Below are 23957 nucleotides of genomic sequence, written 5' to 3'. Positions count from 1 at the left end.
CTACTGTGTAAGTGCTATTCTAAGTGCATCTTAAAGAGCACATTAAACCTACCGTGTAAGTGTTATTCTAAGTACAGCGTATGCCAGGTAAAATGCTACCAGTGCAACCCCCTCAACCCTCCTGAGCTCCATATCAGTCCACATGAAGTACATGACGGCCACTGTCACCCCCATGAGCACCGGAGCGTCAAGAATGAGGGATAGGGGCTCAACAGGGATCTTAACAAAGAGGGATGGAACCCCGATGCCTATCAGGATGTTGAATATGTTGCTCCCCAGGACGGTTCCAAGGGACAGGCTGCACATACGCTTCATTGCAGAGTTAACAGCAACGACCAGTTCAGCGAGGCTTGTGCCTATTGCGAGGGCAAAAAGACCGATTATCATCTCAGGAACATTCATGATCTCAGCGATCCCAACGGCACTGTATACGAGTATTCTGCAGAACACCACAAGACCAATGAATCCCAGGATGGCGGATATTATGGTTTTAGCATCAACCTCGCCATGATCCATGAGGTGGCTAGTATAGTAGCCCCTCTGTTTTTTTATGAGGACCCAGAGGTAAACACCGTAGAGTGCAAGGAGCACGACACCAGTCAGGGGTCCAACCGGCCCCATGAGCATGAAGAATGTGAGGATGAGTATGCTCAGAAGCCCGAAAAGACCATCCCTCCGGATCTCATCCCGGTTTGTTGTAACCGCACATGAAAGGATGGCTGATATGCCTATGATGCCGGCTATGTTCCATATATTTGATCCTATGACAACACCCACACCGAGATCAGGGTTTCCTGTGAGGACGGATATCAGTGCCGATCCAAATTCAGGAAGGGAAGTCCCTGCAGCGGCGACTGTCACCCCCAGTATTATCTGGGATATCCCCAGGCCCCTACCGATATCAACGATCCGATCCACGAATATGTCGGCCGACTTTATAACGCCAATAAGTGAGACAGTGAAGAGGAAGAGGAGGATGATAACTGACATGTTTAAACTTCTCTCCCCCATAAAACATAATCCTTTGGTATCCTCCATATATATATGATCGTGATAAATAGATCTTTAAGTGTAATGGTGGTCTTATGAAGAATCTTTCAAGGGAACTGGTTTCAAGGATACAGGAGATATCACGTCCAGTTAAGATAATGCATGTATGCGGGTCACATGAGCACACAATAATGCAGCATGGTGTAAGGTCCCTCCTTCCTGAGGAGGTGGAGGTGGTCGCTGGTCCTGGCTGTCCGGTCTGCTGTGTCCCGGCAAGGGAAATCGACGAGTGCATTGAACTTGCAAGGCAGGGTGTCACCATAACAACCTTCGGTGACATGCTCCGGGTACCGGGCTCCAGGGGATCCCTCGCGGATGCCAGGGCGGACGGTGCGGATGTCAGGATAGTCTACGGTGTGGGCAACGCAGTGGAGATAGCAAGGAAACTTGACCGGGAAGTCGTATTCATGGCAGCGGGATTTGAGACCACGGCGCCAACAACAGCCTCGGAGATACTCTCAGGACCACCTGAGAACTTCTCGGTTCTTTCATGCCACAGGCTCATACCACCCGCCCTCAGGTTTCTCATAGAGTCAGGTGAGGTGAACCTCAACGCCCTCATAGAACCAGGTCACGTGTCAACCATAATCGGCATGAAACCCTATGAGCCCTTCTCAAGGGACTACAACATACCCCAGGTCATAGCGGGCTTCAACCCCCTGGATATACTCATGGCGGTCTACATGATACTCCGACAGATCGATAGGGGGGAGGCAAAGGTTGAGAACGAGTATAAGAGGGCCGTGAAACCCGAGGGTAACCTCAAGGCCCAGAAGGTGATGGATGAGGTCTTCCAGGTAACCGAGAGGGAGTGGAGGGGATTCCCGGTCATACCCGAATCAGTCTATGAGATAAGGGATGAGTTCTCTGAATTTAATGCCCGGGAGAAATTCGATATAGAGGTTGAAGATACGGTTGATACACCGGCGGGATGCATCTGCGGTGCTGTATTGAGGGGTGTTGCAAGGCCAGAGGAGTGCAAACTCTTCAAGAATGAGTGCACCCCCACCAGTCCCATCGGGGCATGCATGGTGTCAAGGGAGGGCACCTGTAACATAGCCTACAGGTACAGCTCATTCTAGGTGTCAGGATGAGGGCCATTGCAGTTGACATCGACGGCACAATAACCGACAAAAAAAGGAGGTTGTCTCTGGAGGCTGTGAATGCCCTCAGGGGTGCCGAGGAGGCAGGGGTGCCTGTTATAATGGTTACCGGTAACATCCTCTGCTTTGCAATGGCAACATCGGTCCTGATAGGGACCAGCGGAGGGGTTGTGGCTGAAAATGGCGGTGTACTGCACATCAATGATGAGGTGAGGGTCCTGGGTGATATAAGTAAGGCTGAGATGGCCTACAGTCACCTCAAAGGGATTTATCCTGTCCGGAAGGTCCAGTTCTCTGACCTCAGGGTGTCGGAGATAGCACTGACCAGGGACGTACCTGCAGATACTGTCAGGGAGGCCCTCAGGGATTTTGATGTTGAGGTCTATGATACCGGCTTTGCCATACACCTGACAGACCCCTCAGTGAATAAGGGTTCATCCCTGGAGATCCTGCTTGAATCCAGGGGGATAGGAATGGAGGATGTCATGGCCATAGGTGACAGTGAAAATGACCTGGAATTCATTGAGGCTGCTGGATTCAGGGTTGCGGTTGCAAATGCAGACCCTGAACTGCGGGAGATGGCAGATTATGTGACCTCCGCAGCCCATGGAGAAGGGGTTGCAGAGGCGGTCAGGAGATTCATGGGGTGGTGAGCTGATGTTCGGGATTGGTGAAGAGGCGGTTAAACTCGCATTAAGGTATGGTGAGATGGCTGAGGTCTACATTGAGAGGGAGAAGACACTGGAGGTTGAGATCCAGCGTGACCTCATAGACTTCGGGAAAATTGAATCCATGACAGGGATAGGCATCCGCATCCTGAAGGAGGGGCGGATGGGATTTGCCTACACATCGGATCCTGATGGGGTGGACGTGGCTGTGAGGATGGCGGCCCAGAACCTCCAGCTTGCAGATCCTGATGAGAACTTCGGGTTCTCTGAACCCTCCACATATCCATCGGTGAAGGGGATCCATGACAGGTCCTTCGATGACCTTGAAGTTGAGGACTCCGTGGAGATGGCCGGTAGAATGATCGACAGGGTCCTGGAGGAGGGATGCAAACCCACCAGCGGCGGGTTCACCGCATCCAGGATTGAAACATTCATCATAAACTCGGAGGGTGTTGAGGCGTCATCATCTTCAACAGGGTTCTCAGCCCACATATCTGTGACAGCCGGGGAGAATGGCATGAAGACAACCGCCTACGAATCAGACTCCTCCTGCAAACTTGACATCAACCCTGAATGGGTAGCTGGAAGGGCCTGCCGGATTGCAAGGGATTCGATGGGGGGCAGGAGTATTGAAAGCGGCAGGATCCCGGCATTCCTGGACTATCATGCAGCAGCAGGACTCCTTGGAACATTCGCAGGTGCATTCAGCGCAGATAACGTCCAGAGGGGGAGGTCCGTACTGGCAGATAGGATTGGAAGCCAGGTCACAGGTGAGGGCCTCTCAGTATACGATGACGGTACCCTTGAGGGGGGCCTCGGATCAGCCCCCTTTGATGGTGAGGGGACACCCTCCCAGAGGACAGCCCTTGTTGAGGATGGAATTCTGAGGGGATACCTGCATAACATATACACAGCATCAAAGGGGCGGGCTGATAGCACAGGTAATGGCCTGAGGGGCTACATGGAGGTCCCGACTGTCTCAACCACCAACTTCATACTTGAATTTGACAGCACAGTGCCACTGGACGACTTCAGGGGGATCTTTGTCACAGATGTCCTTGGAGCCCACACAGCAAATCCAATATCCGGTGACTTCTCGGTGGAGGCCAACAATGCGTTCATGGTGGACTCAGGGGAATTCACACCTGTTAAGAAGGCAATGCTCTCAGGGAACATATTTGAGCTCATGATGAAGGTCTCATCAACGGACCTTGAAAGGAGACAGGTGGGGGGCTTTGTAACCGCGCCCCTCATGGTTGAGGATGTTCATGTCACAGGGTAACCGCCTTTATCACTCATGATCATGTCACTGAAGGATGCACTTCACCACTACCTCTCTGTGAGGGACGGTAGGACGGATGCCAGTTTCATGGTGGCCGCCAGGACAGCGGCATCCTTCCATGAAACCTCAGGGATGTCTGAACTCTGGAGGGAACATGAAAGGATAGAGAAGGGCATAGAGTGTTCAGGATCATGTGAAAGGTCCTTCCTTGATCTTAAAATCGAAATCGCTGAAAGGATCCTGGGGGAGTGTTCACTGTGCCCCTGGAGGTGCAAGGTTAACCGCCACAGGGAGCAGGGACACTGCGGTGTCATGGAGCCACGGGTGGCCTCGGAGTTCCTGCACTACGGGGAGGAGACCCCCCTTGTACCCAGCCATACCATATTCTTCTCTGGCTGCACCCTGCGGTGTGTCTTCTGTCAGAACTGGGACATATCCCAGAACCCCTCTGCAGGCAGACACATTGAGGTGGATGAACTTGCAGCGCTCATAGAGGAGAGGAGGCGCATGGGGGCAGCAAACGTCAACTTCGTGGGCGGAGACCCGACACCAGCACTTCCATATATCCTTAGGGTTCTATCCAGGGTTTCCATCAGTGTGCCTGTCGTATGGAACAGTAACATGTACATGACCAGGGAATCCCTCAGGCTCATAATGGGTGCTGCAGACCTCTACCTCACGGACTTCAAGTTCGGCAACAGTGAATGTGCAGAGAGACTGGCAGGTGCCGGTAACTACTTTGAGGTCGTATCCAGGAACCACCTCATGATAGCAGGTGAGGATATGATAATAAGGCACCTGGTGCTTCCAGGGCACCTGGAGTGCTGCACGAAGCCCATCATATCATGGGTCGCAGAGAACCTGGGAACAGACACTGTAATGAACATAATGGGCCAGTACCGGCCCCTCTACAGGGCTTCAGCTTACCCTGAGATCAACCGTCCCCTCTACATTGAGGAGCTGGAGGAGGCCAGAAGATGGGCCATGAGTGAAGGCCTTGAAAACCTTATCTAGGGGGAATCTGATGAAGATACTGATCACCGGGAGACCCGGCAGCGGGAAGAGCACCATGGTTGGAAGGCTGAGGGATTACCTTGAGGGCATGGGTCTTTCGGTTGGGGGGATCATAACACCTGAGGTGAGGGTGGGTGGTTCAAGGTGGGGATTTGAGGTCGTTGACATAGCATCGGGCAGGAGGGGCCTCCTTGCCTCAGTTGAAACAGAGGGCCCCAGTATTGGAAGGTACGGTGTAAATGTGGGGGTCATGGATGAACTGGCTGTCCCTGCAATCCGGAGGGCCATGCTGGAGGATGACTGCATAATCATAGACGAAATCGGCCCCATGGAGCTTAAGAGCCGGGAATTCAGGAGGACGGTAGACGAGGTCCTCAGCTCTGACGTCCTCCTCATTGCAGCGGTACACAGGAAAACCCTTCAAAGTATAAAAAAGAGGGAGGACATAAGGGTATTTGTTGTTGATCCTGAAAAACGGGACAGGGTTTACCAGAGGATAATTGACTTACTTGGTGATTATTATGGAATGCGCTGATTATGGTCTTACAAGAAAACTTGAAAGGGATAACCTCAACCTCAACCCCCTCCAGCGTGGCGGTGTTCTCCCCGCTGCTGCAAGGAAGGCCCTCCATGAATTCGGGGATGGTTACAGTGTCTGTGACTACTGTGATGGGAGGCTGGACCAGGTCACAAGGCCCGCCATAAACTGCTTCCTTGATGACCTTGCAGACTTCACAGGCTCCGATGCCGTGAGGACGGTTCATGGTGCAAGGGAGGGTAAATTTGCGGTGATGCATGCACTCTGTGAGAGGGGTGACACCGTTGTTGTTGATGGAAATGCCCACTACACAACACACCTTGCAGCTGAGAGGAACGGCCTTGAAATCGTTGAGGTGCCATCAACCGGACACCCCAGCTATGAGGTAACACCCGAAGCCTACAGGGAGGTTCTTGAGGAGACCATCGACAGGGTTGAGGTTAAACTTGCTGTGCTGACCCATGTAGATGGTAACTACGGAAACCTGACAGATGCACCTGGCGTGGCGGACGTCTGCAGGAAGCTGGGGGTCCCATTACTCCTGAACTGCGCCTACTCCATGGGAAGGCTCCCGGTTAACCTCAGGGAACTCGGGGTTGACTTCGTTGTTGGGAGCGGTCACAAGAGCATGGCGGCCTCTGGGCCTATAGGTGTGCTGGGGATGAGATCTGAGTGGGAGGACACTGTGCTCAGGAGGTCAGGGAGGCATGAGAAGAAGGAGCTTGAACTCCTGGGCTGCACATCACGTGGAGCGCCACTGGCAACCCTCATGGCCTCTCTGCCCTATGTGAGGGAGAGGGTTTCACGCTGGAACGAGGAGGTTAAGAAGACACGCTACCTTGTCTCTGAACTTGAGGATATCGGGGGTATAGAGCAGCTGGGTGTGAGACCCAAGGAACATGATCTCGTGAGGTTTGAGACCCCTGTTTTCCATGAGATAGCGGCTTCACATCCAAGGAAGGGCTTTTTCCTCTATGAGGAACTTAAGAAGAGGGGTATAGTTGGAATAAGGAGGGGCCAGACAAAGTGGTTCAAGTGCAGCATCTATGGAATGACAGAGGAGCAGGTTCAGTACGTGGTTGACTCATTCCGGGATATAGTTGAGGAGAACCGGTGAGTTTAGATTTAGTTTATTGAAAATAGAACAGTGAATGTTGCTTTCTATGAAAGAAGAGTAAGGGGGAAAATTAGAGCTGATTCCAGTAAGCTGTTCTCAATGATGTGAGGTAACATTTAGAGGACCACAGGGAACTGGATCTCCCTCACATCTCCATGGAGGACCTCCCGCGGCGCACCTATTACGTCCAGTCCCTTGTCCTCGACGTAGTCTATGAGCTTTCTGTAGGCCTCCTCACGGTCTTCTGAGTATTCTGTAAATATCACAGTATGACCCGGGATTGTGACTATCTTCACCTTCCCGTCACCCTCAGATTCGCCCTTTACAGGTATGCCCACATCGTATCTTCCCTCGTCCTTGAGGGGTGCTGTGTAGAAGATTACTGTGGGGTCACCGTCAGCTTCAATTTTATCATCTGATGATACAAAGTCTGAAACCTCTTCAAGGACCTCAAGTGTTTTACTGAATGGTCCTGTAAAGGTTATCACTGCAAGTTTCTCATCATCCAGTGTCCTTTTACCTATCATTATAATCACCGTTAACTAACGACCATCACGGGCTTTGTGGCTGATTTAAGAACCTTTCGTGTTATGCTTCCGGATATTATACGGTCAAGGCCGTGTTTGCCTGAGCTGCCCATTACAACGAGGTCCACGTCCTCGTCCTCCATGACCTCGAGGATCACCTCTGCGGGGTTACCCTCAAGTATAACCGTATCAAGACGGGTTTCTGTCATATAGCCCCGCTCCTGTTGAGAGCTGAATTCATCCTTAAGGAGGGATATTGCCTTCTCTGACTGTTTTTTCAGTATCTCCTCGAGGCGTCTGCTGATATCCTCGTCCCAGAGTTTCCTGTAGGAAGTGTCAACGACACTTATAGCCAGTATGTCTGCCCTGCTCATCCTTGCCATGTGGAATGCGTGCCGGGTTGCTTTCATGGCGTCCTCTGAGCCGTCTGTAGGTATCAGTATTCGCCGGTACACCTCTACACCCCTTCGCTTCCAAGGATTATGGAGTCGTCTGCTGAGTTCTGGAGTGCTATACTGAAACCTGGCTCTGCACCTATGACCAGGGTCTCCTTACCGTTCTCCTTTGCTATGTTTATGAGGGGGAGGAAGTCGGCGTTCCTTGTCATAATGGCAACCACATCGATGTTGGGGTTGTGTATGAGTTCAAAGGCTTCAACTGCAAGCTGAACATCCACATCACCCGCAACTATCATGGGTGAGAAGCCCTGGTTCACAACGGCCTCTATCAGCTTATCTGAGGCGTACTGGTTCAGTAGCACCTTTCCTACTTTGAGGTTTCCCCTGTCAAAGAGGAGGTTCTTTACAAATTCAAGGTCTGAACAGAATTCCTTTCTGAGCATGTTTGGACCATCAACAAGGAGTCCAAGACTCTTTTTATACTTTCTGCTGTTGTTTATTATCACAAAGTTATCGTCATTATCCATTTCATCCGTTCCTCTTTTTAACTTTTAATACCCTTATGTATCTAAAAACTTATATAGTTATGTGGTGCTGTTGAGAAGGAGTTTCGATGTTATTTTATGAGGACCTGAGGGCGGATTCAAGGAAAACCTCAAGGTCCTCCCAGAACCTGTCCCTGCTGATATTCCTGGCCTCCAGGACCATCCTGGATGTGAAATCAAGGTTCAGGGCATTTATGGCCAGTGTATGGATGTATATGGATAGCTCCACAGGGTCCAGGTCGCTGCGGATGCTTCCGTCATTCATGCCCTCCATTATGGCCTCAACCATGAGCCTCCACATTCCGGTACGGAGGTCCACTATCTCCCGCGCATCCTCACTTTCACTCAGCTCGAACCTCTCGGTGCCACTGTAGCAGTATATCCTGAAGTAGTCGGGGTGCTCCTTTGAGAAGCTGTAGAGGGCCTCCACCATGGCCCTGACCTTACCGTATCCATCTGTGTCGAGCTCCAGGCACCTTCTGTACATGCTGTGGAGTATGCGGACACCGTAGAGGTTCACTGCGAAGAAGAGGGATTCCTTGTTTTTGAAGTAGTAGTAGAGGAGGGCCTTGTTGACCTCTGCCTCCTCGGCTATCTCATCCATGGTCACTCTGTCGTATCCCCGTGCAAAGAATGCCTTCTCTGCCGCCCTTATTATCTGTTCACGTCTCCTTTCCCGTTCACGTTCGCGTCTTGATGGGGCCATGTGGATTCACCATTCTATATCTCTATGAATATCTGTTCCAGTATTTTAAAACATTTTTGCACCGGAAGATTTATATGTCATTAACTACAAGTTAAATTTTAACCGAAGGTTAAAAATTAACTGACGGTTAAAGAGGTGTTTCTTATGGCTGAAAAGAAACCCGTACCTGAAGACTGGCCACACATAGTTGGGGACTATGTGGTTGGCGATGAAGAAAGCCCGGTTGCGGTTGTCACCCTCGGGTCACACATGGAAGATGAGCCCGTGAAGGCTGGTGCTGCAATTTCAGGTCCACTTCACACAGAGAACCTTGGAATAGAGAAGGTTGTTGGGAACGTTATTGCAAACCCTAACCTGCGCTTCCTTGTTGTATGCGGTGCAGAGGTAATGGGGCACATCACAGGCCAGACCATGAAGGCCCTCCACAGCAATGGTGTAGATCTGGAAACAGGTAGGATCATCGGTGCAACCGGTGCAATACCCTACATTGAGAACATGCCGGAGGAGGCCATAGAGAGGTTCCGGAGACAGGTTGAACTGGTGGACATGGTTGATGTTGAGGATCCAGATTCAATAGCTGCAAGGATCCAGGAATGTGTGGTTCATGACTCCGGTGCAATGGAAGAGGAACCCCTCATTTTAAAGGTTCCAGAGATAGGAAAAGGGGATTCAGAAGAAAACACCTGATTATTTTTTTTAAGGGTCTGACCGCCACCAGAAGGCGGTCACTTCCTCCTATTTTCACGCCGGGACTGGGATTTGAACCCAGGAGGAGCAAAGCTCCACAAGATTTCCAGTCTTGCGCCTTACCTGGCTAGGCTATCCCGGCAGAACAGTTAGATTTCAGTTCAGAAAAAAGTTTTTTTTAAGCGCCGGGACTGGGATTTGAACCCAGGCGGAGAGAATCTCCACGGGATCTCAAGTCCCGCGCCTTACCTGGCTAGGCTATCCCGGCAGTATCAGATAAAAGAGATTGATAAACTCTTATTTATATAGTTTTTGGTGGTGAATTTAGTTAGAGGGGTTTACACCCCAGTTAACTTTTGAGTTCAATTTCAATGCTGACATTGTCAGGCACATTGACCTTCATGACCTGACGCATGGCCCTTTCATCAGCCTCTATACCCACAAGCCTCTTGTGGATCCGCATCTCCCATTTCTCCCAGGTAGCGGTTCCCTCACCATCGGGGGATTTCCTTGTTGGAACCACGAGCCTCTTTGTTGGGAGGGGGATTGGGCCTGACATGTCCACGCCTGTCCTTTCAGCAATCTTCTTGAGCTGGTCACAGACGTATGCCAGTTTTTCAGGGTCTGTCCCTGTCAGTTTAATCCTTGCTTTGTGCATTTAAATCCTCCTGTAAAAAAGGGAAGAGGTGGGTTTATTTTGCTGGTACGAGGTCTATGCACATTCCAGCAGCCACTGTCTGTCCCATGTCCCTTATGGCGAATCTTCCCATGTGTGGGATGTCCTTTATCTTCTCGATGACCAGTGGCTTGGTTGGTTTGACCTTCACAACAGCAGCGTTACCTGTTTTCAGGAAGTCAGGGTTTTCCTCTTCCACCTGACCTGTTGCAGGGTTCATTTTCTGCACCAGTTCAAGGAAGGTACAGGCAACCTGTGCTGTGTGGCAGTGGAATACAGGTGTGTAACCCACTGTTATGACACCCGGGTGCTGGAGAACAACGATCTGTGCTGTGAACTCCTTGGCAACCTTTGGTGGGTTGTCAAGGTGTCCTGCAACGTCTCCCCTTCTGATGTCGTTTTTACCGACACCCCTGACGTTGAAACCTATGTTGTCACCGGGTTCTGCCTGTTCGATCATTTCGTGGTGCATTTCGATTGATTTAACCTCTCCACTTACACCTGCTGGTTCGAATATGACGTTTTCACCCTTCTTAAGGACACCGGTCTCGACACGTCCCACTGGAACTGTACCGACACCTGTGATGGAGTAGACGTCCTGTATAGGGATCCTCAGTGGAAGGTCCACAGGTTTTTCAGGTGCTTCAAGGTCGTCGAGGGCTTCAACGAGTGTTTTACCCTTGTACCATGGGGTGTTTTCGCTCTTTGATGTTATGTTGTCCCCTTCAAAGGCGGAGAGCGGGATGAATTCAACGTCGCCTGGCTTGTAACCCACTGTTTTGATGAGGGCTGCAACCTCATCCTTGAGGGCGTTGAATTTCTCTTCGTCGTAGTTGACGAGGTCCATCTTGTTGATGGCGACTATGAGCTGGTTTATACCAAGTGTTCTTGATAGGAACACGTGTTCCTTTGTCTGGGGCATTACACCGTCGTCCACTGCGACAACAAGGACTGCTGCGTCTGCCTGGGACGCACCTGTGATCATGTTTTTAACGAAGTCACGGTGTCCAGGGCAGTCCACGATTGTGAACTCGTACTTGTCTGTTTCGAATTTGGCGTGTGCAAGGTCGATTGTAACTCCCCTTTCCCTTTCCTCGGAGAGCCTGTCCATGACAAACCTGAACTTGTCTTCACCTTCAGCTAACTGCTGCTCGGCGATTGCTCCGGCCTGCAGGAGCAGGTGTCCCACTAGTGTGGATTTTCCGTGGTCTACGTGTCCAATAAACGCCAGGTTCATGTGTTCTTTTTCTTTAGCCATAATATACCTCCATATATGATGGTTTAGCCTGATTTTTTAGATCCAGCAAATGGGCATGCTGTTTGTCTAAGGTAATTTCCTATATTCTTTTTAATTATATAAGTTTAATGGGGTTAACCCAGGTAGTGGTCTGCCCTGTAAGGTTCAGGACTGAGACCCTTCCTGGTCCTTACCTCCCTTGTTATGGTGTGCTGCAGTTCATTTGGAAGTCTCTCGAATCCAGCGTTCTCTGTTGACCAGAGACATCGTCCCTCGGTGGCTGACCTGATATCACCTGCGAATCCGAACATCTCTGCCACCGGTACAGTGGATTCAACGGTTACCATGTCACCCTCCTGGGTCATGTTGACGATCTGTCCGCGCCTGTTCTGTATCTCACGTGTTGCGCTTCCCATATAATCCTGTGGCACGTTGATGAATACCTTCTGTATGGGTTCAAGGAGTACTGGCTCTGCAGACATCATGGCACCGAAGATACCCTTCCTTATGGCTGGAAGTACCTGTGCGGGACCCCTGTGGACAGCGTCCTCGTGGATCTTGGCGTCCATGAGTTTTATTTTAACCCCCATGACCTTTTCCTTGGCGACCGGACCGTTGTCCATTGCACTCTCAAATCCATCCATGAGGAGTTCCTTGATCTCATCGAGGTACTGGATACCACGGGTCATGTTGATGAAGAGGTTCTTCTCATAGACATCCCAGACCCTTCTGGCCTCCTCCTTGTCCATACCTGCCTCAATGAAGTTCTTGGCCATCTCCTTACCCTTGACACGGCCCTCCTTTATCTTACCTTCCTGTATTGCCTGCATCACTGATGCTTCAACCGGTTCAATTTCTATGTAGAAACGGTTGTGTTTGTTGGGTGATTTACCCTCAACTGGCCCTGCGGTACCTGCAACGGTCTCCCTGTAGACGACTATTGGTTCGGATGTCTCTATCTCAACACCCTTCTCGTTGATCCTGTAGGCTATGATCTCAAGGTGGAGTTCACCCATACCTGAGATGAGGTGTTCACCGGTCTCCTCGTTTATCTCAACCCTTACGGTTGGGTCCTCCTTACCCACCTGTCTGAGCACCTCTATGAGTTTTGGGAGGTCCTTGGTGTTCTTGGCCTCAACTGCAACTGTAACCACAGGTTCGGAGATGTGTTCAAGGCCCTCGAAGGCCTTTATCTTCCTGCCGGTATCGCAGATTGTTTCACCTGCAACTGCATTCTTGGCACCTGTTATGGCTACTATGTTACCCGCCGGGACCTTGTCGGTGTTAACCCTCTCTGGCCCCATGTAGACACCGACCTGCTGGACACGTGCCTTGCTGTGGGAACCCACAAGGAAGACCTCGCTTCCCTTCTCTATTGTTCCACCGTAGACCCTTCCGGTGGCGACTTCTCCTGCATGTTTGTCTATGCTCACATCGGTTACCATCACCGCCAGGGGACCTTCAGGGTCTGTTTTGAGCATGGCCTGTCCCTCTTCACTTTCAAGGTCCCCTGACCATATTATTGGAACCCTGTATGCCTGGGACTGGGCAGGGCTTGGCAGGTGTTCAACAACCATTCCCAGGAGGACCTGGTGCAGTGGCACCTTCTGGGCCAGTTCCTTCTGGTTGTCCTCTGTGCAGTACTTGTAGATGTCGTTGAAGTTTATGCCGGTCTCCTGCATTATCGGGACGTTTATGGCCCAGTTGTGGTAGGCTGAACCGAAGGCAACACTTCCATCCTCAACACGGACCTGCCATTTATCCCTGAACTCCTCAGGGGCCATGTTCTTGATGAGTTTGTTTGCATTTGCTATGATCTTCACGAACCTCTCCTGGAGTTCACTGGCGTCCAGTTTCAGTTCGTTTATGAGTCTGTCAACCTTGTTGATGAATAGGACGGGCCTCACGTTTTCCTTGAGGGCCTGCCTTAGCACTGTTTCTGTCTGGGGCATTATGCCCTCAACGGCGCATACGACAACAACTGCACCGTCCACGGCCCTCATGGCCCTTGTAACGTCTCCACCGAAGTCAACGTGACCCGGGGTGTCGATGAGGTTTATGAGGTATTCATTTCCCTCGTAGGAGTGGACCATTGAGACGTTTGCAGCGTCAATGGTGATACCCCTGGCCTGTTCCTGTTCGTCGAAGTCAAGGAAGCGCTGATCTCCTGCCAGTTCAGCGGAGATCATCCCTGCACCAGCCAGGAGGTTATCTGAGAGTGTTGTTTTTCCGTGGTCAATGTGCGCCACTATGCCTATGTTGCGGATGTAATCTGGCTGGTACATGAGCTCCTTAATCTTACTAATCATTTTTGCACGTCTGCTCACTAAAACCACCTGTAAGTTTAATGTGCGGATCTGGCTATCCTTTCTTTCTCTTCCTTCTTCTGTATCGCGAAGCTTCTTGTGTCGTACTCTGCAGCCAGCATTATCTCATTTGCAAGGCACTCCTCTATGGATTTCTTGTTCTTGAATGCTGCCTGCATGGCGCCCTTGGTTATGAATCCGAGTGAAAGGTCCACCCTCCTCTGGGGGGAGATGTCAACTGCGACCTGGTATCCTATACCACCGTACTTGATCCTCGTGGTCTCCTCCCTTGGTGAGGTGTTTTCAACGGCCTTAACAAGGATCTGGACAGGGTTCTCCTTGGTCCTCCTGTTTATGATTTCAAAGGCCTTCTGCACTATCTTGTAGGCCTTGTTCTTTTTACCTGAGTTCCTTTCTGTCCTCATCACCTTGTTTATGAGTCTCTCAACAATGGAGACCTTTGACTTTGCGAACTGTCTCTTGACGTGTCTTCCCATTGTGTGCGGGACCAGGATACTGTCAAGGCAGATGTACTTGGCGAGGCCCATGTCCTCAACCTTGACCTCGTCCAGTTCCCATTTATCAAAAACTAAACTCATAAGGATTACCTCACAGGTTTTTCTATTTTCCCTTTAACCATTTCCTGCAGGGATACGTTGTTGACCTTTGTCACCTTCCACCTGACACCGGGTATGTCACCCATGGACCTTCCTGAAGGTCCACCTATGCCCTCAACAACAACCTCATCGTGTTCATCGATAAAACCAATGGCGCCGTCGCCAGGTGCGAAGGCTGTGATCTGTTTTCCGTTCTTTATGAGCTGGACCCTGACACATTTCCTTATGGCTGAGTTTGGCTGTTTTGCCTCTATACCAACCTTCTCGATCACTATACCCCTGGCCTGGGGTGCTCCCTCGAGTGGGTCCGCCTTAACGTCGAGGCGCAGTGATCTCCTCTTGTAGTGTGTGTCCTTCCATCTGAAGTTCTGCCTCTTGCTTTTAAGTTTCTTTGCTGCGAAAAGTCCTGGCAAATAAGATTCCTCCTGTAAAGATTATTTTATTATAATATTGCTTATGTTGTGCTGTCTTCTGGCCAGAAGCCTGGCCCTCTCAATGTTCTGCCCGCCACGTCCAATGGCGATTCTCTTGTTTTTCGGGTCTGTTTCAACTGTGGCTATCTTTTCACCGTTTTCCTTCTGGAGTATCCTGATACTCCTGACCTTGGCGGGTGCCATGAGGTTCTTTATGAACTCCACGGGGTCGTTTGAGTGTTCTATTACTTCAACACCCTTATCAAGGGCCTTCTGGACCTTGGCAACTGTGCTTCCCTTTTTACCTATGGCCAGACCCATATCACCCTTCTTGACAAGAAAGGTTACCCTGCCGTTTTCATCATCCACGATGCAGTCCTTCACCATTGCACCGGTCATGCTCTCGAAGAGTGCGATGTACCTTATCTCATTTGTGGTAAATTTGATAGTCACAGCAACCTACCCCACCATTTCCAGTATTGTTGAATCACCTGGATCCTGGATTAAAAGGGCCCCCACGGTGAATGGTTTACCGCAGACAGAGCCCAGTTCAACACTGGTGCCTTCATGGGTGTACACCGGGATCTCTGATAGCTTCGCATAGTATTCTATGTCCTCCTTGAGGTCCTCTGGAATGTTGCTGGCCATCACCACCAGTTTACCCTTACCCAGTTTGAGGCTCTGAATTGTCCTCTTTGATCCAAGGATAACATTACCAGTATCTACAGCGACTCGTATTCCTCTATCTATGTCCATCTACTGCCTCCTATTTTCTTTCTTTCATCACAACACTAACGGAACCTGTACCCAGGGGTATAGGTTGCCCTATAATAATGTTCTCTATGATACCGGTGAGGTGGTCCACCTCGCCCCTGATACTTGCTCTCAGAAGGTGCTTACCGGTTTCCTCAAAAGAAGCCCTTGCAAGAACACTGGCCTTTTCACCACTGATACCGTGCCTTCCAATGGACTTGACAGAGCCATCAGCGGTCATCATATCTGCAACGAGCATTATGTGCCTTATGTCAACTGTGAGCCCCTGTTCCTCCATGGTCCTCTTTGCTTCGTGTATTATTGCGTTTCTGGCAGCCTCTATGCCCAGAACTGTCTCTATCTCATGTATGTCGTTGGTCGTGGTTCGGACCTTATCCACACCCTCTTCTTTAAGAACAGCTCCAAGGTTTGAACCCTCAGTATGGATTACCCATTCATCATCCTCTTTACGGATAACCACCTTTCCTATGTTTTTAACCCCGCTTATCTGGAGTTTCCTCACCTTATCTGCGAGTAACCTGAGCTCCCTTATGGTGGGCTTCGGGGGTTCAAATCTCAGTATGTTCTTATCTATTTCTACTTTCTTAAAAGTTTTTTCCACCTTGGCCAGTATCTCATCATATTCAAGGTGCTTCTCCTGAATCTTCTCCTCATCCAGTTCAGCAACAACTGACATGTCAGCGTACTGGATGCTGAAATTCTTAAGCACATCGTTCAGGGTGCTCTTACCTATCTTGTTGGCCTTCCTTCGCACGAATTCCTCATCGTACCTGAGGTCCCCCTCGAAGTAGATGCTCATGGTTGGCGTGGATATCTTCTTCCGGGCGTCAACGATCTCTATGAGCCTTGGAAGACCCAGTGTAACGTTGAGCTCTGCCACACCTGCGTAGTGGAAGGTACGCATTGTCATCTGGGTACCGGGTTCACCCACTGACTGGGCTGCCACCGTCCCAACGGCCTCACCGGCCTCAACCCGGGCCCGGTCATAGGCTCTCCTGACCCTTCTTATGAGCTCATCCAGTTCATCATCACTGAGTTCATGCTTCCTCACGACCTCAGCTATGTCCTCAATGAGTTTCGGGGGGAACTTGGCCCTCTTCCTTTTGACAAGCTCCTGAACCTTGAGTATCCGCTGGTAATCATCCTCCACCGCATCCAGGAGTTCATCGCCATCAAGGCCCTGGTTTCTTTCGGCTATTCTGCTGAAGAGCCTCACCATCTCCTGGAGTTCAAGCTCCTTCAGCTTCTCCTCATCGGCAATCCGGGCCACATATTCCACCACGGGATCCGGGAGAAGGATCCCGTTCTTTGAGGAGTAATCCTCTATCTTCCCTATAATGTCCTGCACAGAATCACCTTACCCCTTTGACTTGAGCCTTATCTCCTCTACGAGTTTATCAAGGTCCACTATCTTTCCGTAGTCACTCTTGGCCGGATCAACGCCGTCTTCACCGAAGCGGTTCTGTATTATCACGCCCCTGTTATCAACGACCCTGCCGTTCTCATCGACTGTGAGGTCCTGGAGGGCGTTTACGAGACGCCTCTGCATGTAACCGCTCTGGGCTGTACGTATGGCTGTATCAACGAGACCCTCTCTTCCCCCCATGGCGTGGAAGAAGAATTCTATTGGGTCAAGGCCCTCCTTGTAACTTGAGTGTACGAATCCACGGGATTTTGCCCCGAGTTCTCCCTTCTTGAAGTGTGGGAGTGTCCTGTTATCATATCCTCTGCTGATACGGCCACCCCTGACGGACTGCTGCCCCACACAGGCTGTTATCTGGGTGAGGTTGAGCATTGAACCCCTTGCACCGGTCAGTGCCATTATGACGGCATGGTTTTCGTCCATGTCGAAGTAGCTCTCTGCGATTTCCCCTGACTTGTCCCTTGCTTCACCGAGGACCTGCATTATCTTCATCTCCAGGGTCTCCTCGAGGCTCCTTCCGGGTAGCGGTTCGAGTTCACCGTTCTCGTAGGCCTCAATGAGCTGGTCCACCCGTGCCTCTGCGTTCCGCAGGTGGGCCTCTATTCGCTCACGTGCCTCCTCAGGGATCTCCTCATCGTTGGTACTTGTGGTGAAACCCGCGTGCATTATACCTGCGATGGCGAGTTTGGTTGCTGAGTCAAGGAATTCCCTTGCGGCGTCGGTGCCGTACTCCTTGACGATATGGTCGAGGATCTTACCGGCGAAGGCACCGTAGGCCTTCTCGTCGATGACCCCTGAGATCAGCTGACCGTTTTCTATCACAACGTAGGCGTCGTTTTCACATTCCATTTCAAGGCATTCCTCGCATTTCCTGCAGACCTCGGCCCGGTAGACCATGTTGAGGTCGTCGGGGAGAACCATGCTGAAGATCTCCTTACCGGTCCAGTCACGTCCTCTCCTGTCTGGAAGTGGCAGTCCTGCCTTTTTGAGGATCTGGAAGACTTTCTCCTCACTGAAGACAGCACTCTTCCTTGTGAGGAGGTAGGCGCCTGAGATATGGTCATGTATACCACCTATTATGGGCCCACCGAATCTGGGTGATAGTATGTGTTCCTGGACACGCATGAGGGTCTTGGCCTCTGCCCGGGATTCCTCGGTCTGGAACACGTGCATGTTCATCTCGTCACCGTCAAAGTCGGCGTTGTAGGGTGGGCAGACACACAGGTTGAGGCGGAAGGTCTTGTAGGGCAGTACACGGACCTGGTGGGCCATCATGGACATCCTGTGGAGGGATGGCTGACGGTTGAAGAGTACGATGTCACCATCCTTGAGGTGTCTCTCAACTATGTATCCCGGTTTGAGGTTCTCAAGGACGACCTCCTTGGTCTCGTTGTAGATCCTTATCTTGCGTCCGTCGGGTCTTATGACGTAGTTGGCTCCCGGGTGGACGTCTGGCCCGTTTTCTATGTACTCCCTCATACGGTCTATGTTCCATTCTGTGACGTAGACCGGTACCGTGACCTCCCTGGCTATGATTTCAGGGACACCGACCTCGTTTATGCTGATGTTGGGGTCAGGGGAGATGACGGTACGGGCAGAGAAGTTAACCCTCTTACCTGAAAGGCTGCTCCTGAACCGTCCCTCCTTACCCTTGAGCCTCTGGGCCAGGGTCTTGAGGGGTCTTCCGGATCGGTGCCTTGCAGGTGGGACACCTGAGGCCTCGTTATCGAAGTAGGTGGTCACATGGTACTGGAGCAGTTCCCAGAGGTCCTCCACGATCAGCTGGGGAGCCCCTGCCTCCATGTTCTCCTTAAGGCGCTGGTTTATTCTGAGTATATCGACCAGTTTGTGGGTCAGGTCGTCCTCTGACCTTTCACCGGTTTCGAGGGTGATTGAGGGTCTCACCGTGACCGGGGGGACAGGGAGGACTGTCAGAACCATCCATTCTGGCCTTGCAACCTCTGGGTTGACACCGAGGATGAGGGCGTCGTCATCGCTTATCCTCTCAAGACGCTCCCTCACTTCACTGGGTGTGAGCTTGTAATCTCCCTCAACGATTGAGACGGGCTTGTCGAGTTTGATCTCCTCCTGTTCCTCCTCACAGTGGGGGCACTTATCACGGCGCGCCTCTGCGTATATCTCCTTTATTATTGGTGTGAGGCTTTCCTCCTTCTCCATGGCGTCCAGGATCCTCTGACGGTATTCCTCGATTTCAGTCTCGGTGAGAAGCACCCTCCCACATTTTCTGCACGTTGAGCGCAGGATCTTGTGTATGGTGTCTGCGAATCCCACGTGTATGACCGGCCTTGCAAGGTTTATGCTTCCGAAGTGGCCCGGGCACTCCCCTCCCTTGGCGCCGCAGGTCCTGCAGCGGAGGCTGGGGTCTATCACACCGAGCCTGGGATCCATGAGTCCGTTCTCTATGGGGTACCCGTCCTCGTCGTAGGTGTCCGGGGTGACGATCTGGGTGACGGACATCCTCCTGATATCCTCGGGGGACATGAGGCCAAAGTTTATCTGGGAAATTTTCTTTAAAATTCCTCTCAAGGTATTCTCTCCTTTTTGTTATTCCCTTAAATCCATTATCATGCCTTATCTTCCAGTATGAGTTTCGGGAAGATACAGAGACTCTTGAGTTCGTCGAGGAGTAATTTGAAGGCGTATGATACTTCCACAGGGAATGATTCTGAGTCCTCACATATAGGACAGTATTTCTTGTCCCTTATCTTGTCATAGACTGCTATCATACCACAGTCTGCACATACGAGTGCCTCATACTTGTCTGATTCATCAAGGAGCCTCTCCTTAAGGGCGAGGGCTGCTCCATGTGCGATAAGGCAGTCTCTTTCCATTTCACCGAATCTGAGACCTCCTTCCCTGGCCCTCCCCTCTGTTGGCTGTCTTGTGAGGACCTGGACCGGACCCCTGGATCGTGCATACACCTTGTCTGTTGTCATGTGGTGCAGTTTCTGGTAGTAGGCCACTCCAATGAATATCTCTGCCTCTATCCTCTCACCGGTTATGCCGTTGTAGAGTGATTCAACACCTGCACTTTCAAATCCGTTGGCCCTGAGGGCCTCCTTTATGTCATCCTCGTCCTCTCCTGTGAAGGGTGTTCCATCCACCCGGCGGCCCTCCATGCACGCAGCCTTACCCGCCAGCATCTCGAGGACCTGTCCCACGGACGTCCTTGATGGTATGGCGTGGGGGTTGACTATGAGGTCGGGCACTATTCCGTCCTCGGTGAAGGGCATGTCCTCCTGGGATACTATGAGGCCGACAACCCCCTTCTGACCGTGTCTTGAGGCGAACTTATCACCCAGCTCGGGCTGTCTCTGTTCCCTGACCCTGATCTTGGCGAGTCTGCTACCCTCGACAGTTTCTGTAAGGAGAACGGCGTCCACTATACCCTTTTCACCATGCCGCACGGTTACTGATGTTTCTCTTCTTCGCTCTGCCACGGTCCCGAATTCATCTATCTCTTCAAGGAAACGTGGTGGTGATGTTTTACCTATCAGGACGTCACCGGATGAGACCTCTGCCTCAGGGTTTATTATACCGTCCTCATCGAGGTGCCTGTAATCGCTCTCTGACCTGTAGCCCCTGACACCCTTCTCCGGTATCTCGAAGCGGTCCTCCTGACCACCGGGGTATCTCCTCTCGGCTGCCTCATAGGATCTGAAGAATGATGACCTTGCAAGGCCCCTCTCAAGGGATGCCTTGTTGAGTATGAGGGCGTCCTCCATGTTATAGCCCTCATAGGACATTACCGCAACAACGAAGTTCTGACCTGATGGTCTTTCATCGTAGCCTGTCACATCTATTATCCTTGTCTTGACTATGGGGACCTGGGGGTGGTGGAGGAGATGTGCACGTGTATCTGTCCTCAAGTCATAGTTTGATGCGTATAGACCCAGGGCCTGCTTGGTCATCCCCGCCTCCATGGTGTTCCTCGGTGATGAGTTGTGGTTTGCAAAGGGGATGATACCTGCGCAGATACCGAGCATCGTGGAGGGATCTATTTCGAGGTGGGTGTGTTCGTCATTGATTTCATCAGGGCTCATGGCTATGTAGGCGTTTTCCTCCTCCTCTGCGTCCAGGTACTCTATTATTCCAGCGGCTATGAGGTCGTCCCATGACATTTCCCCTGTTTCAAGCTTTTCAAGGTGTTCTTCTGTGAGGAGAGGTTCTCCGTCCTCAACTATGATCAGGGGCCTCCTGGCCCTTCCAGGGTCTGTGAATATGTAAATCTCATGGTTTTCAGGGTAATGGGTTATGTTCATTTCAGGGGAGACTTCTCCGGATCTCCTCTTTTTCCGCATCTCCTCAACAAATTCTTCAGGGTTTTCACAGGTTCCTATAAGCTTCCCGTTAATGTAAATTTTGGTTTTACTCACTTAACAGCCTCCCGGTGGAAAATTAGTTCACAACCCCCATTTTTTTAATGACCTCCTCAACCTCACTGGCATCTGAGCCCTCGGATATCTTTGCCAGCAGGGCGAGGTTCTTAACAAGACCACAGTTTGGACCCTCAGGGGTTTCGTTTGGACAGATCTTACCGAACTGTGTGGGGTGAAGGTCCCTTGCCTCGAAGTGGGGCTGGCTTCTGCTGAGGGGTGAAACGACTCTCCTCATGTGGGAGAGTGTACCCATGTAACTTGTCCGGTCCAGCAGCTGGCTCACACCTGCCCTTCCACCAACCCAGTTACCGGTTGCAATGGCGTGCTTGAGGTTCTCTGTCAGCACGTCGGATCTCACAGCCTGTTTTACGGATGGTTCCTTACCCCTGGCAAGGCTCCTCTCGAGCTGGTAGCTCATATCCCTGCTCAGGCTTGTGAAGGCCACCCTGAGGAGGTCCTCCATGAGGTCGCCTGAAACCCTGAGCCTCTTGTTTGTGTAGTGGTCCTTGTCGTGTGGCCTGCGCTCCCCTGATATGACCTGAAGGAGCATCTCGGTCATCTCGGCAAGGTATGTTGCCTTTTCCAGCCTCTTTTCGGGTTCTGTTCCTATGTGGGGCAGGAGGTAACGGTCTATAACGTCTTCAGCCCTTTTTATACGGTAGTCCTCGGTCATCCCCTTGGCGACGCGGTTACCGATGTACTTTATGGCGCTCCTTATGAGGTATTCTCTCCGGTCCTCTTCATCGAGTTCCTCCATCTCCTTTTTATTGAGGTTGAGCCTGTCGAGGGAGACCTGTATATCGTCTGCAGCTATCATCTGGTAGTTGAAGTCGTCTGATATGCTGGTGATGATTTCCTGGTCAGTTGCAAGTCCAAGGGCCCTGAGGAGTATGACGAGCGGGATTTCCCCTGGAACGTAGGGGAAGGATATTCTCAGGAAAACACCGGTCTTCCTTGGCTTACGGTACTCCAGGGATATTCTGGCCCTGAATCCACTCCTTATGGATGTTACTATTGCCCTTGCTCTGTTCTCATCCTCTTCACCGATTCTTTCAAGGATTATCTTGTTGGGAGCTATCTCCTCCATCGTGACGATGGACCTCTCTGATCCATTAACAATGAAGTAGCCTCCAGGGTCCGCGGGGTCCTCTCCCTTCTCCATCAGTTCCTTCCTGCTGAGGCCATGGAGGTGGCATATCTCCGATTTCAGCATCACCGGCAGCTCACCGATGTATACCTTTTCGAATTCCGTTTCAGGTCCCCCCTCCTTGAGGAGTCTCATCTCCAGGCTCATGTGGGCTGAGTAGGTGAGGTTTCTTAGCCGGGCCTCTGTGGGATATATCTTGCTCTTTGAGCCGTCAGCCTCCTTGATGAAGGGCTTCTCTATGCTCACCTTTCCTGTTTCGACCCGGTATTTTCCCTGTTCCAGTTCAATGGGTTCGCTTGTATCTATTATTTCCTGTATGCGGTTACTTACGAAGTCGTTGTATGAATGGATGTGGTGGTCCACCAGATCGTATTTATCAAAAAACGCGTCTACCAATCCCCATGCACTTTTTTTCATGGACTTCCTCCAAAACAAATTAGATGATGAAATGATCCTGCAGTGTTGATCTTAAAAACTAGTCCTGAACAAGCCTGTAGGTTACGAATTCCTCTGCAGTCGGACTTTTACGGATTATTTTCACTATATCCCCCCTTTTAGCACCTATGGCCTTGGCCACAGGGTCTGTTGTTTTTATTTTTGGAAGCTGTTCTGGATGCGCATCGAGTTCTTTCAGCACCCTCTTTGCTTCAGATTCATTCAAAATCACGTGTTCCGGAACCAGCTGGTGTTTCAAGATCTCCCTCTTCACAATTCAGTCCTCCAGATAAAAAGTCACCGTAAAATTAGATAGCGGGCCCGACGGGAATTGAACCCGCGACCACTTGGTTAAAAGCCAAGCGCTCTGCCAGACTGAGCTACGGGCCCTCAGGAAACGCCCTGGCCGGGAATTGAACCCGAGTCGCGGGCTCGACAGGCCCGCATGATAGCCCCTACACCACCAGGGCAGGTCTCTAGAATGAGAGCATTCCATTGTTCTCTAGTTACCTGCTTATATACTTTTCCATTCCTATATGACATGCATGCTATGAGTTATATTTTTCTAGTATTTAAAGCTTTCACACCATTGGTGGAGTCCCGCCTGCCGGACTTGAACCAGCAACCCTCGGATCTACAGTCCGATGCTCTGCCAATTGAGCTAAGGCGGGTTGATATACATCATTGGACATGATGTATATTTAAGCTTTGTGGATGGGACCACCCGGATTTGAACCGGGGTCTCAGGCTCCCAAAGCCCAAAGGATCGACCAAGCTACCCTATGGTCCCTTTTTGAAGCCCCGGACGGGAATTGAACCCGCGACCACGAGATTACAAGTCTCGCGCTCCACCAGACTGAGCTACCGAGGCATTTCCAATGTTAGTAACTACTC

24 protein-coding genes and 7 tRNA genes are annotated in these 23957 nt (G+C 51.0%); 7 read left to right on the top strand and 24 right to left on the bottom strand.

All coding sequences use genetic code 11. From position 1 onward, the window contains the following. Positions 1-48: 48 nt before the first annotated feature. On the bottom strand, positions 49-990 hold the full coding sequence (locus tag tca_RS05120; protein WP_286708620.1) for a calcium/sodium antiporter: 942 nt from the start codon (positions 988-990) through the stop codon (positions 49-51). A 95-nt stretch (positions 991-1085) separates the two neighbouring features. Here tca_RS05120 and hypD point away from each other — a divergent pair, with 95 nt between their 5' ends. From hypD to pscS, 6 genes are read left to right on the top strand one after another with little or no spacing between them, the layout of a single operon-like run. Next, the gene (gene hypD / locus tca_RS05115) at positions 1086-2132 is read left to right on the top strand and encodes a hydrogenase formation protein HypD (protein WP_048175671.1); all 1047 of its coding nucleotides are present in this window, start codon (positions 1086-1088) and stop codon (positions 2130-2132) included. A gap of 8 nt (positions 2133-2140) precedes the next feature. Continuing rightward, positions 2141-2806, top strand: a complete 666-nt coding sequence (locus tca_RS05110; RefSeq protein WP_115891996.1) for a phosphoglycolate phosphatase — start codon at positions 2141-2143, stop codon at positions 2804-2806. Positions 2807-2810: 4 nt separating this feature from the next. Further along, positions 2811-4103: a TldD/PmbA family protein gene (locus tag tca_RS05105; protein ID WP_115891997.1), complete on the top strand. Its 1293-nt coding sequence runs from the start codon at positions 2811-2813 to the stop codon at positions 4101-4103. A 15-nt stretch (positions 4104-4118) separates the two neighbouring features. Continuing rightward, positions 4119-5117: a radical SAM protein gene (locus tag tca_RS05100; protein WP_211305645.1), complete on the top strand. Its 999-nt coding sequence runs from the start codon at positions 4119-4121 to the stop codon at positions 5115-5117. Between the two features lie 10 nt (positions 5118-5127). Continuing rightward, on the top strand, positions 5128-5652 hold the full coding sequence (locus tca_RS05095; protein WP_115891998.1) for an NTPase: 525 nt from the start codon (positions 5128-5130) through the stop codon (positions 5650-5652). After that, positions 5639-6772: an O-phospho-L-seryl-tRNA:Cys-tRNA synthase gene (pscS, locus tag tca_RS05090; protein ID WP_286708619.1), complete on the top strand. Its 1134-nt coding sequence runs from the start codon at positions 5639-5641 to the stop codon at positions 6770-6772. The genes tca_RS05095 and pscS overlap by 14 nt, the downstream gene beginning before the upstream one ends. 116 nt (positions 6773-6888) lie before the next feature. Here pscS and tca_RS05085 read toward each other — a convergent pair whose 3' ends face one another. The 4 genes from tca_RS05085 to tca_RS05070 all read right to left on the bottom strand — a co-directional run bounded on the left by tca_RS05085 (position 6889) and on the right by tca_RS05070 (position 8948). Then, entirely contained in the window at positions 6889-7299 is a 411-nt protein-coding gene (locus tag tca_RS05085; RefSeq protein WP_286708618.1) for a transcriptional regulator, read from the bottom strand. Between the two features lie 11 nt (positions 7300-7310). Next, positions 7311-7754: a universal stress protein gene (locus tag tca_RS05080; RefSeq protein ID WP_286708617.1), complete on the bottom strand. Its 444-nt coding sequence runs from the start codon at positions 7752-7754 to the stop codon at positions 7311-7313. A 2-nt stretch (positions 7755-7756) separates the two neighbouring features. Next, positions 7757-8224 carry a TIGR00288 family NYN domain-containing protein gene (locus tca_RS05075; RefSeq protein WP_286708616.1) on the bottom strand — a complete coding sequence of 156 codons (468 nt, stop codon included), beginning with the start codon at positions 8222-8224 and terminating at the stop codon, positions 7757-7759. A gap of 94 nt (positions 8225-8318) precedes the next feature. After that, positions 8319-8948, bottom strand: a complete 630-nt coding sequence (locus tag tca_RS05070) for a TetR/AcrR family transcriptional regulator (RefSeq protein ID WP_286708615.1) — start codon at positions 8946-8948, stop codon at positions 8319-8321. Positions 8949-9092: 144 nt separating this feature from the next. Here tca_RS05070 and mtrA point away from each other — a divergent pair, with 144 nt between their 5' ends. Then, complete coding sequence (gene mtrA / locus tca_RS05065) at positions 9093-9635, top strand: tetrahydromethanopterin S-methyltransferase subunit A (RefSeq protein ID WP_286708614.1); 543 nt, start codon at positions 9093-9095, stop codon at positions 9633-9635. A 57-nt stretch (positions 9636-9692) separates the two neighbouring features. Here the strand turns inward: mtrA and tca_RS05060 are convergent. The 19 genes from tca_RS05060 to tca_RS04970 form a co-directional block, all read right to left on the bottom strand. Beyond that, positions 9693-9777, bottom strand: a tRNA-Ser gene (locus tag tca_RS05060). 41 nt (positions 9778-9818) lie between these two features. Then, positions 9819-9903: transfer RNA gene (locus tca_RS05055), tRNA-Ser, on the bottom strand. A gap of 81 nt (positions 9904-9984) precedes the next feature. Beyond that, positions 9985-10293: a 30S ribosomal protein S10 gene (gene rpsJ, locus tca_RS05050; protein WP_010876685.1), complete on the bottom strand. Its 309-nt coding sequence runs from the start codon at positions 10291-10293 to the stop codon at positions 9985-9987. A gap of 34 nt (positions 10294-10327) precedes the next feature. Then, on the bottom strand, positions 10328-11569 hold the full coding sequence (tuf, locus tag tca_RS05045) for a translation elongation factor EF-1 subunit alpha (protein ID WP_286708613.1): 1242 nt from the start codon (positions 11567-11569) through the stop codon (positions 10328-10330). A 113-nt stretch (positions 11570-11682) separates the two neighbouring features. After that, positions 11683-13875 carry an elongation factor EF-2 gene (locus tca_RS05040; protein ID WP_286708612.1) on the bottom strand — a complete coding sequence of 731 codons (2193 nt, stop codon included), beginning with the start codon at positions 13873-13875 and terminating at the stop codon, positions 11683-11685. A 17-nt stretch (positions 13876-13892) separates the two neighbouring features. After that, positions 13893-14453 (bottom strand): 30S ribosomal protein S7, encoded by a 561-nt coding sequence (rpsG, locus tag tca_RS05035; protein WP_048175661.1) that lies wholly within the window; start codon positions 14451-14453, stop codon positions 13893-13895. Positions 14454-14458: 5 nt separating this feature from the next. Continuing rightward, positions 14459-14884, bottom strand: a complete 426-nt coding sequence (locus tca_RS05030) for a 30S ribosomal protein S12 (protein WP_048175660.1) — start codon at positions 14882-14884, stop codon at positions 14459-14461. 21 nt (positions 14885-14905) lie between these two features. Continuing rightward, entirely contained in the window at positions 14906-15337 is a 432-nt protein-coding gene (locus tag tca_RS05025; RefSeq protein WP_010876680.1) for a NusA-like transcription termination signal-binding factor, read from the bottom strand. Positions 15338-15343: 6 nt separating this feature from the next. Next, positions 15344-15640, bottom strand: a complete 297-nt coding sequence (locus tca_RS05020; RefSeq protein WP_010876679.1) for a 50S ribosomal protein L30e — start codon at positions 15638-15640, stop codon at positions 15344-15346. Positions 15641-15650: 10 nt separating this feature from the next. Further along, on the bottom strand, positions 15651-17006 hold the full coding sequence (gene rpoA2 / locus tca_RS05015) for a DNA-directed RNA polymerase subunit A'' (RefSeq protein WP_286708611.1): 1356 nt from the start codon (positions 17004-17006) through the stop codon (positions 15651-15653). A gap of 9 nt (positions 17007-17015) precedes the next feature. Then, complete coding sequence (rpoA1, locus tag tca_RS05010; RefSeq protein WP_286708610.1) at positions 17016-19628, bottom strand: DNA-directed RNA polymerase subunit A'; 2613 nt, start codon at positions 19626-19628, stop codon at positions 17016-17018. Between the two features lie 38 nt (positions 19629-19666). Beyond that, a complete protein-coding gene (gene rpoB, locus tca_RS05005; RefSeq protein ID WP_286708609.1) occupies positions 19667-21478 on the bottom strand; it encodes a DNA-directed RNA polymerase subunit B in 1812 nt (603 codons plus the stop codon). Between the two features lie 22 nt (positions 21479-21500). Continuing rightward, positions 21501-23045 carry a DNA-directed RNA polymerase subunit B'' gene (locus tca_RS05000; RefSeq protein WP_286708608.1) on the bottom strand — a complete coding sequence of 515 codons (1545 nt, stop codon included), beginning with the start codon at positions 23043-23045 and terminating at the stop codon, positions 21501-21503. A 58-nt stretch (positions 23046-23103) separates the two neighbouring features. After that, on the bottom strand, positions 23104-23337 hold the full coding sequence (locus tca_RS04995; protein WP_010876674.1) for a DNA-directed RNA polymerase subunit H: 234 nt from the start codon (positions 23335-23337) through the stop codon (positions 23104-23106). Between the two features lie 42 nt (positions 23338-23379). Further along, a tRNA-Lys gene (locus tca_RS04990) sits at positions 23380-23453 on the bottom strand. An 8-nt stretch (positions 23454-23461) separates the two neighbouring features. Then, positions 23462-23533, bottom strand: a tRNA-Asp gene (locus tca_RS04985). A 128-nt stretch (positions 23534-23661) separates the two neighbouring features. Continuing rightward, a tRNA-Tyr gene (locus tag tca_RS04980) sits at positions 23662-23734 on the bottom strand. 44 nt (positions 23735-23778) lie between these two features. Continuing rightward, positions 23779-23853: transfer RNA gene (locus tca_RS04975), tRNA-Pro, on the bottom strand. A 7-nt stretch (positions 23854-23860) separates the two neighbouring features. Next, positions 23861-23934, bottom strand: a tRNA-Thr gene (locus tca_RS04970). Positions 23935-23957: the final 23 nt, after the last annotated feature.

This window comes from Methanothermobacter sp. EMTCatA1, assembly GCF_002356395.1.
In the GTDB taxonomy this organism is placed as follows: domain Archaea; phylum Methanobacteriota; class Methanobacteria; order Methanobacteriales; family Methanothermobacteraceae; genus Methanothermobacter; species Methanothermobacter thermautotrophicus.
Note: the sequence above shows the minus strand (reverse complement) of the source record. Positions and strands in the feature narration are given on the sequence as shown.

What these genes read in the sequence shown, in the direction of transcription:
- tca_RS05120 (WP_286708620.1), bottom strand. Translation starts at nt 990, where the DNA reads ATGTCAGTTATCATCCTCCTCTTCCTCTTCACTGTCTCACTTATTGGC.
- hypD (WP_048175671.1), top strand. Translation starts at nt 1,086, where the DNA reads ATGAAGAATCTTTCAAGGGAACTGGTTTCAAGGATACAGGAGATATCA.
- tca_RS05110 (WP_115891996.1), top strand. Translation starts at nt 2,141, where the DNA reads ATGAGGGCCATTGCAGTTGACATCGACGGCACAATAACCGACAAAAAA.
- tca_RS05105 (WP_115891997.1), top strand. Translation starts at nt 2,811, where the DNA reads ATGTTCGGGATTGGTGAAGAGGCGGTTAAACTCGCATTAAGGTATGGT.
- tca_RS05100 (WP_211305645.1), top strand. Translation starts at nt 4,119, where the DNA reads ATGATCATGTCACTGAAGGATGCACTTCACCACTACCTCTCTGTGAGG.
- tca_RS05095 (WP_115891998.1), top strand. Translation starts at nt 5,128, where the DNA reads ATGAAGATACTGATCACCGGGAGACCCGGCAGCGGGAAGAGCACCATG.
- pscS (WP_286708619.1), top strand. Translation starts at nt 5,639, where the DNA reads ATGGAATGCGCTGATTATGGTCTTACAAGAAAACTTGAAAGGGATAAC.
- tca_RS05085 (WP_286708618.1), bottom strand. Translation starts at nt 7,299, where the DNA reads ATGATAGGTAAAAGGACACTGGATGATGAGAAACTTGCAGTGATAACC.
- tca_RS05075 (WP_286708616.1), bottom strand. Translation starts at nt 8,224, where the DNA reads ATGGATAATGACGATAACTTTGTGATAATAAACAACAGCAGAAAGTAT.
- tca_RS05070 (WP_286708615.1), bottom strand. Translation starts at nt 8,948, where the DNA reads ATGGCCCCATCAAGACGCGAACGTGAACGGGAAAGGAGACGTGAACAG.
- mtrA (WP_286708614.1), top strand. Translation starts at nt 9,093, where the DNA reads ATGGCTGAAAAGAAACCCGTACCTGAAGACTGGCCACACATAGTTGGG.
- rpsJ (WP_010876685.1), bottom strand. Translation starts at nt 10,293, where the DNA reads ATGCACAAAGCAAGGATTAAACTGACAGGGACAGACCCTGAAAAACTG.
- tuf (WP_286708613.1), bottom strand. Translation starts at nt 11,569, where the DNA reads ATGGCTAAAGAAAAAGAACACATGAACCTGGCGTTTATTGGACACGTA.
- rpsG (WP_048175661.1), bottom strand. Translation starts at nt 14,453, where the DNA reads ATGAGTTTAGTTTTTGATAAATGGGAACTGGACGAGGTCAAGGTTGAG.
- tca_RS05020 (WP_010876679.1), bottom strand. Translation starts at nt 15,640, where the DNA reads ATGGACATAGATAGAGGAATACGAGTCGCTGTAGATACTGGTAATGTT.
- tca_RS05000 (WP_286708608.1), bottom strand. Translation starts at nt 23,045, where the DNA reads ATGAAAAAAAGTGCATGGGGATTGGTAGACGCGTTTTTTGATAAATAC.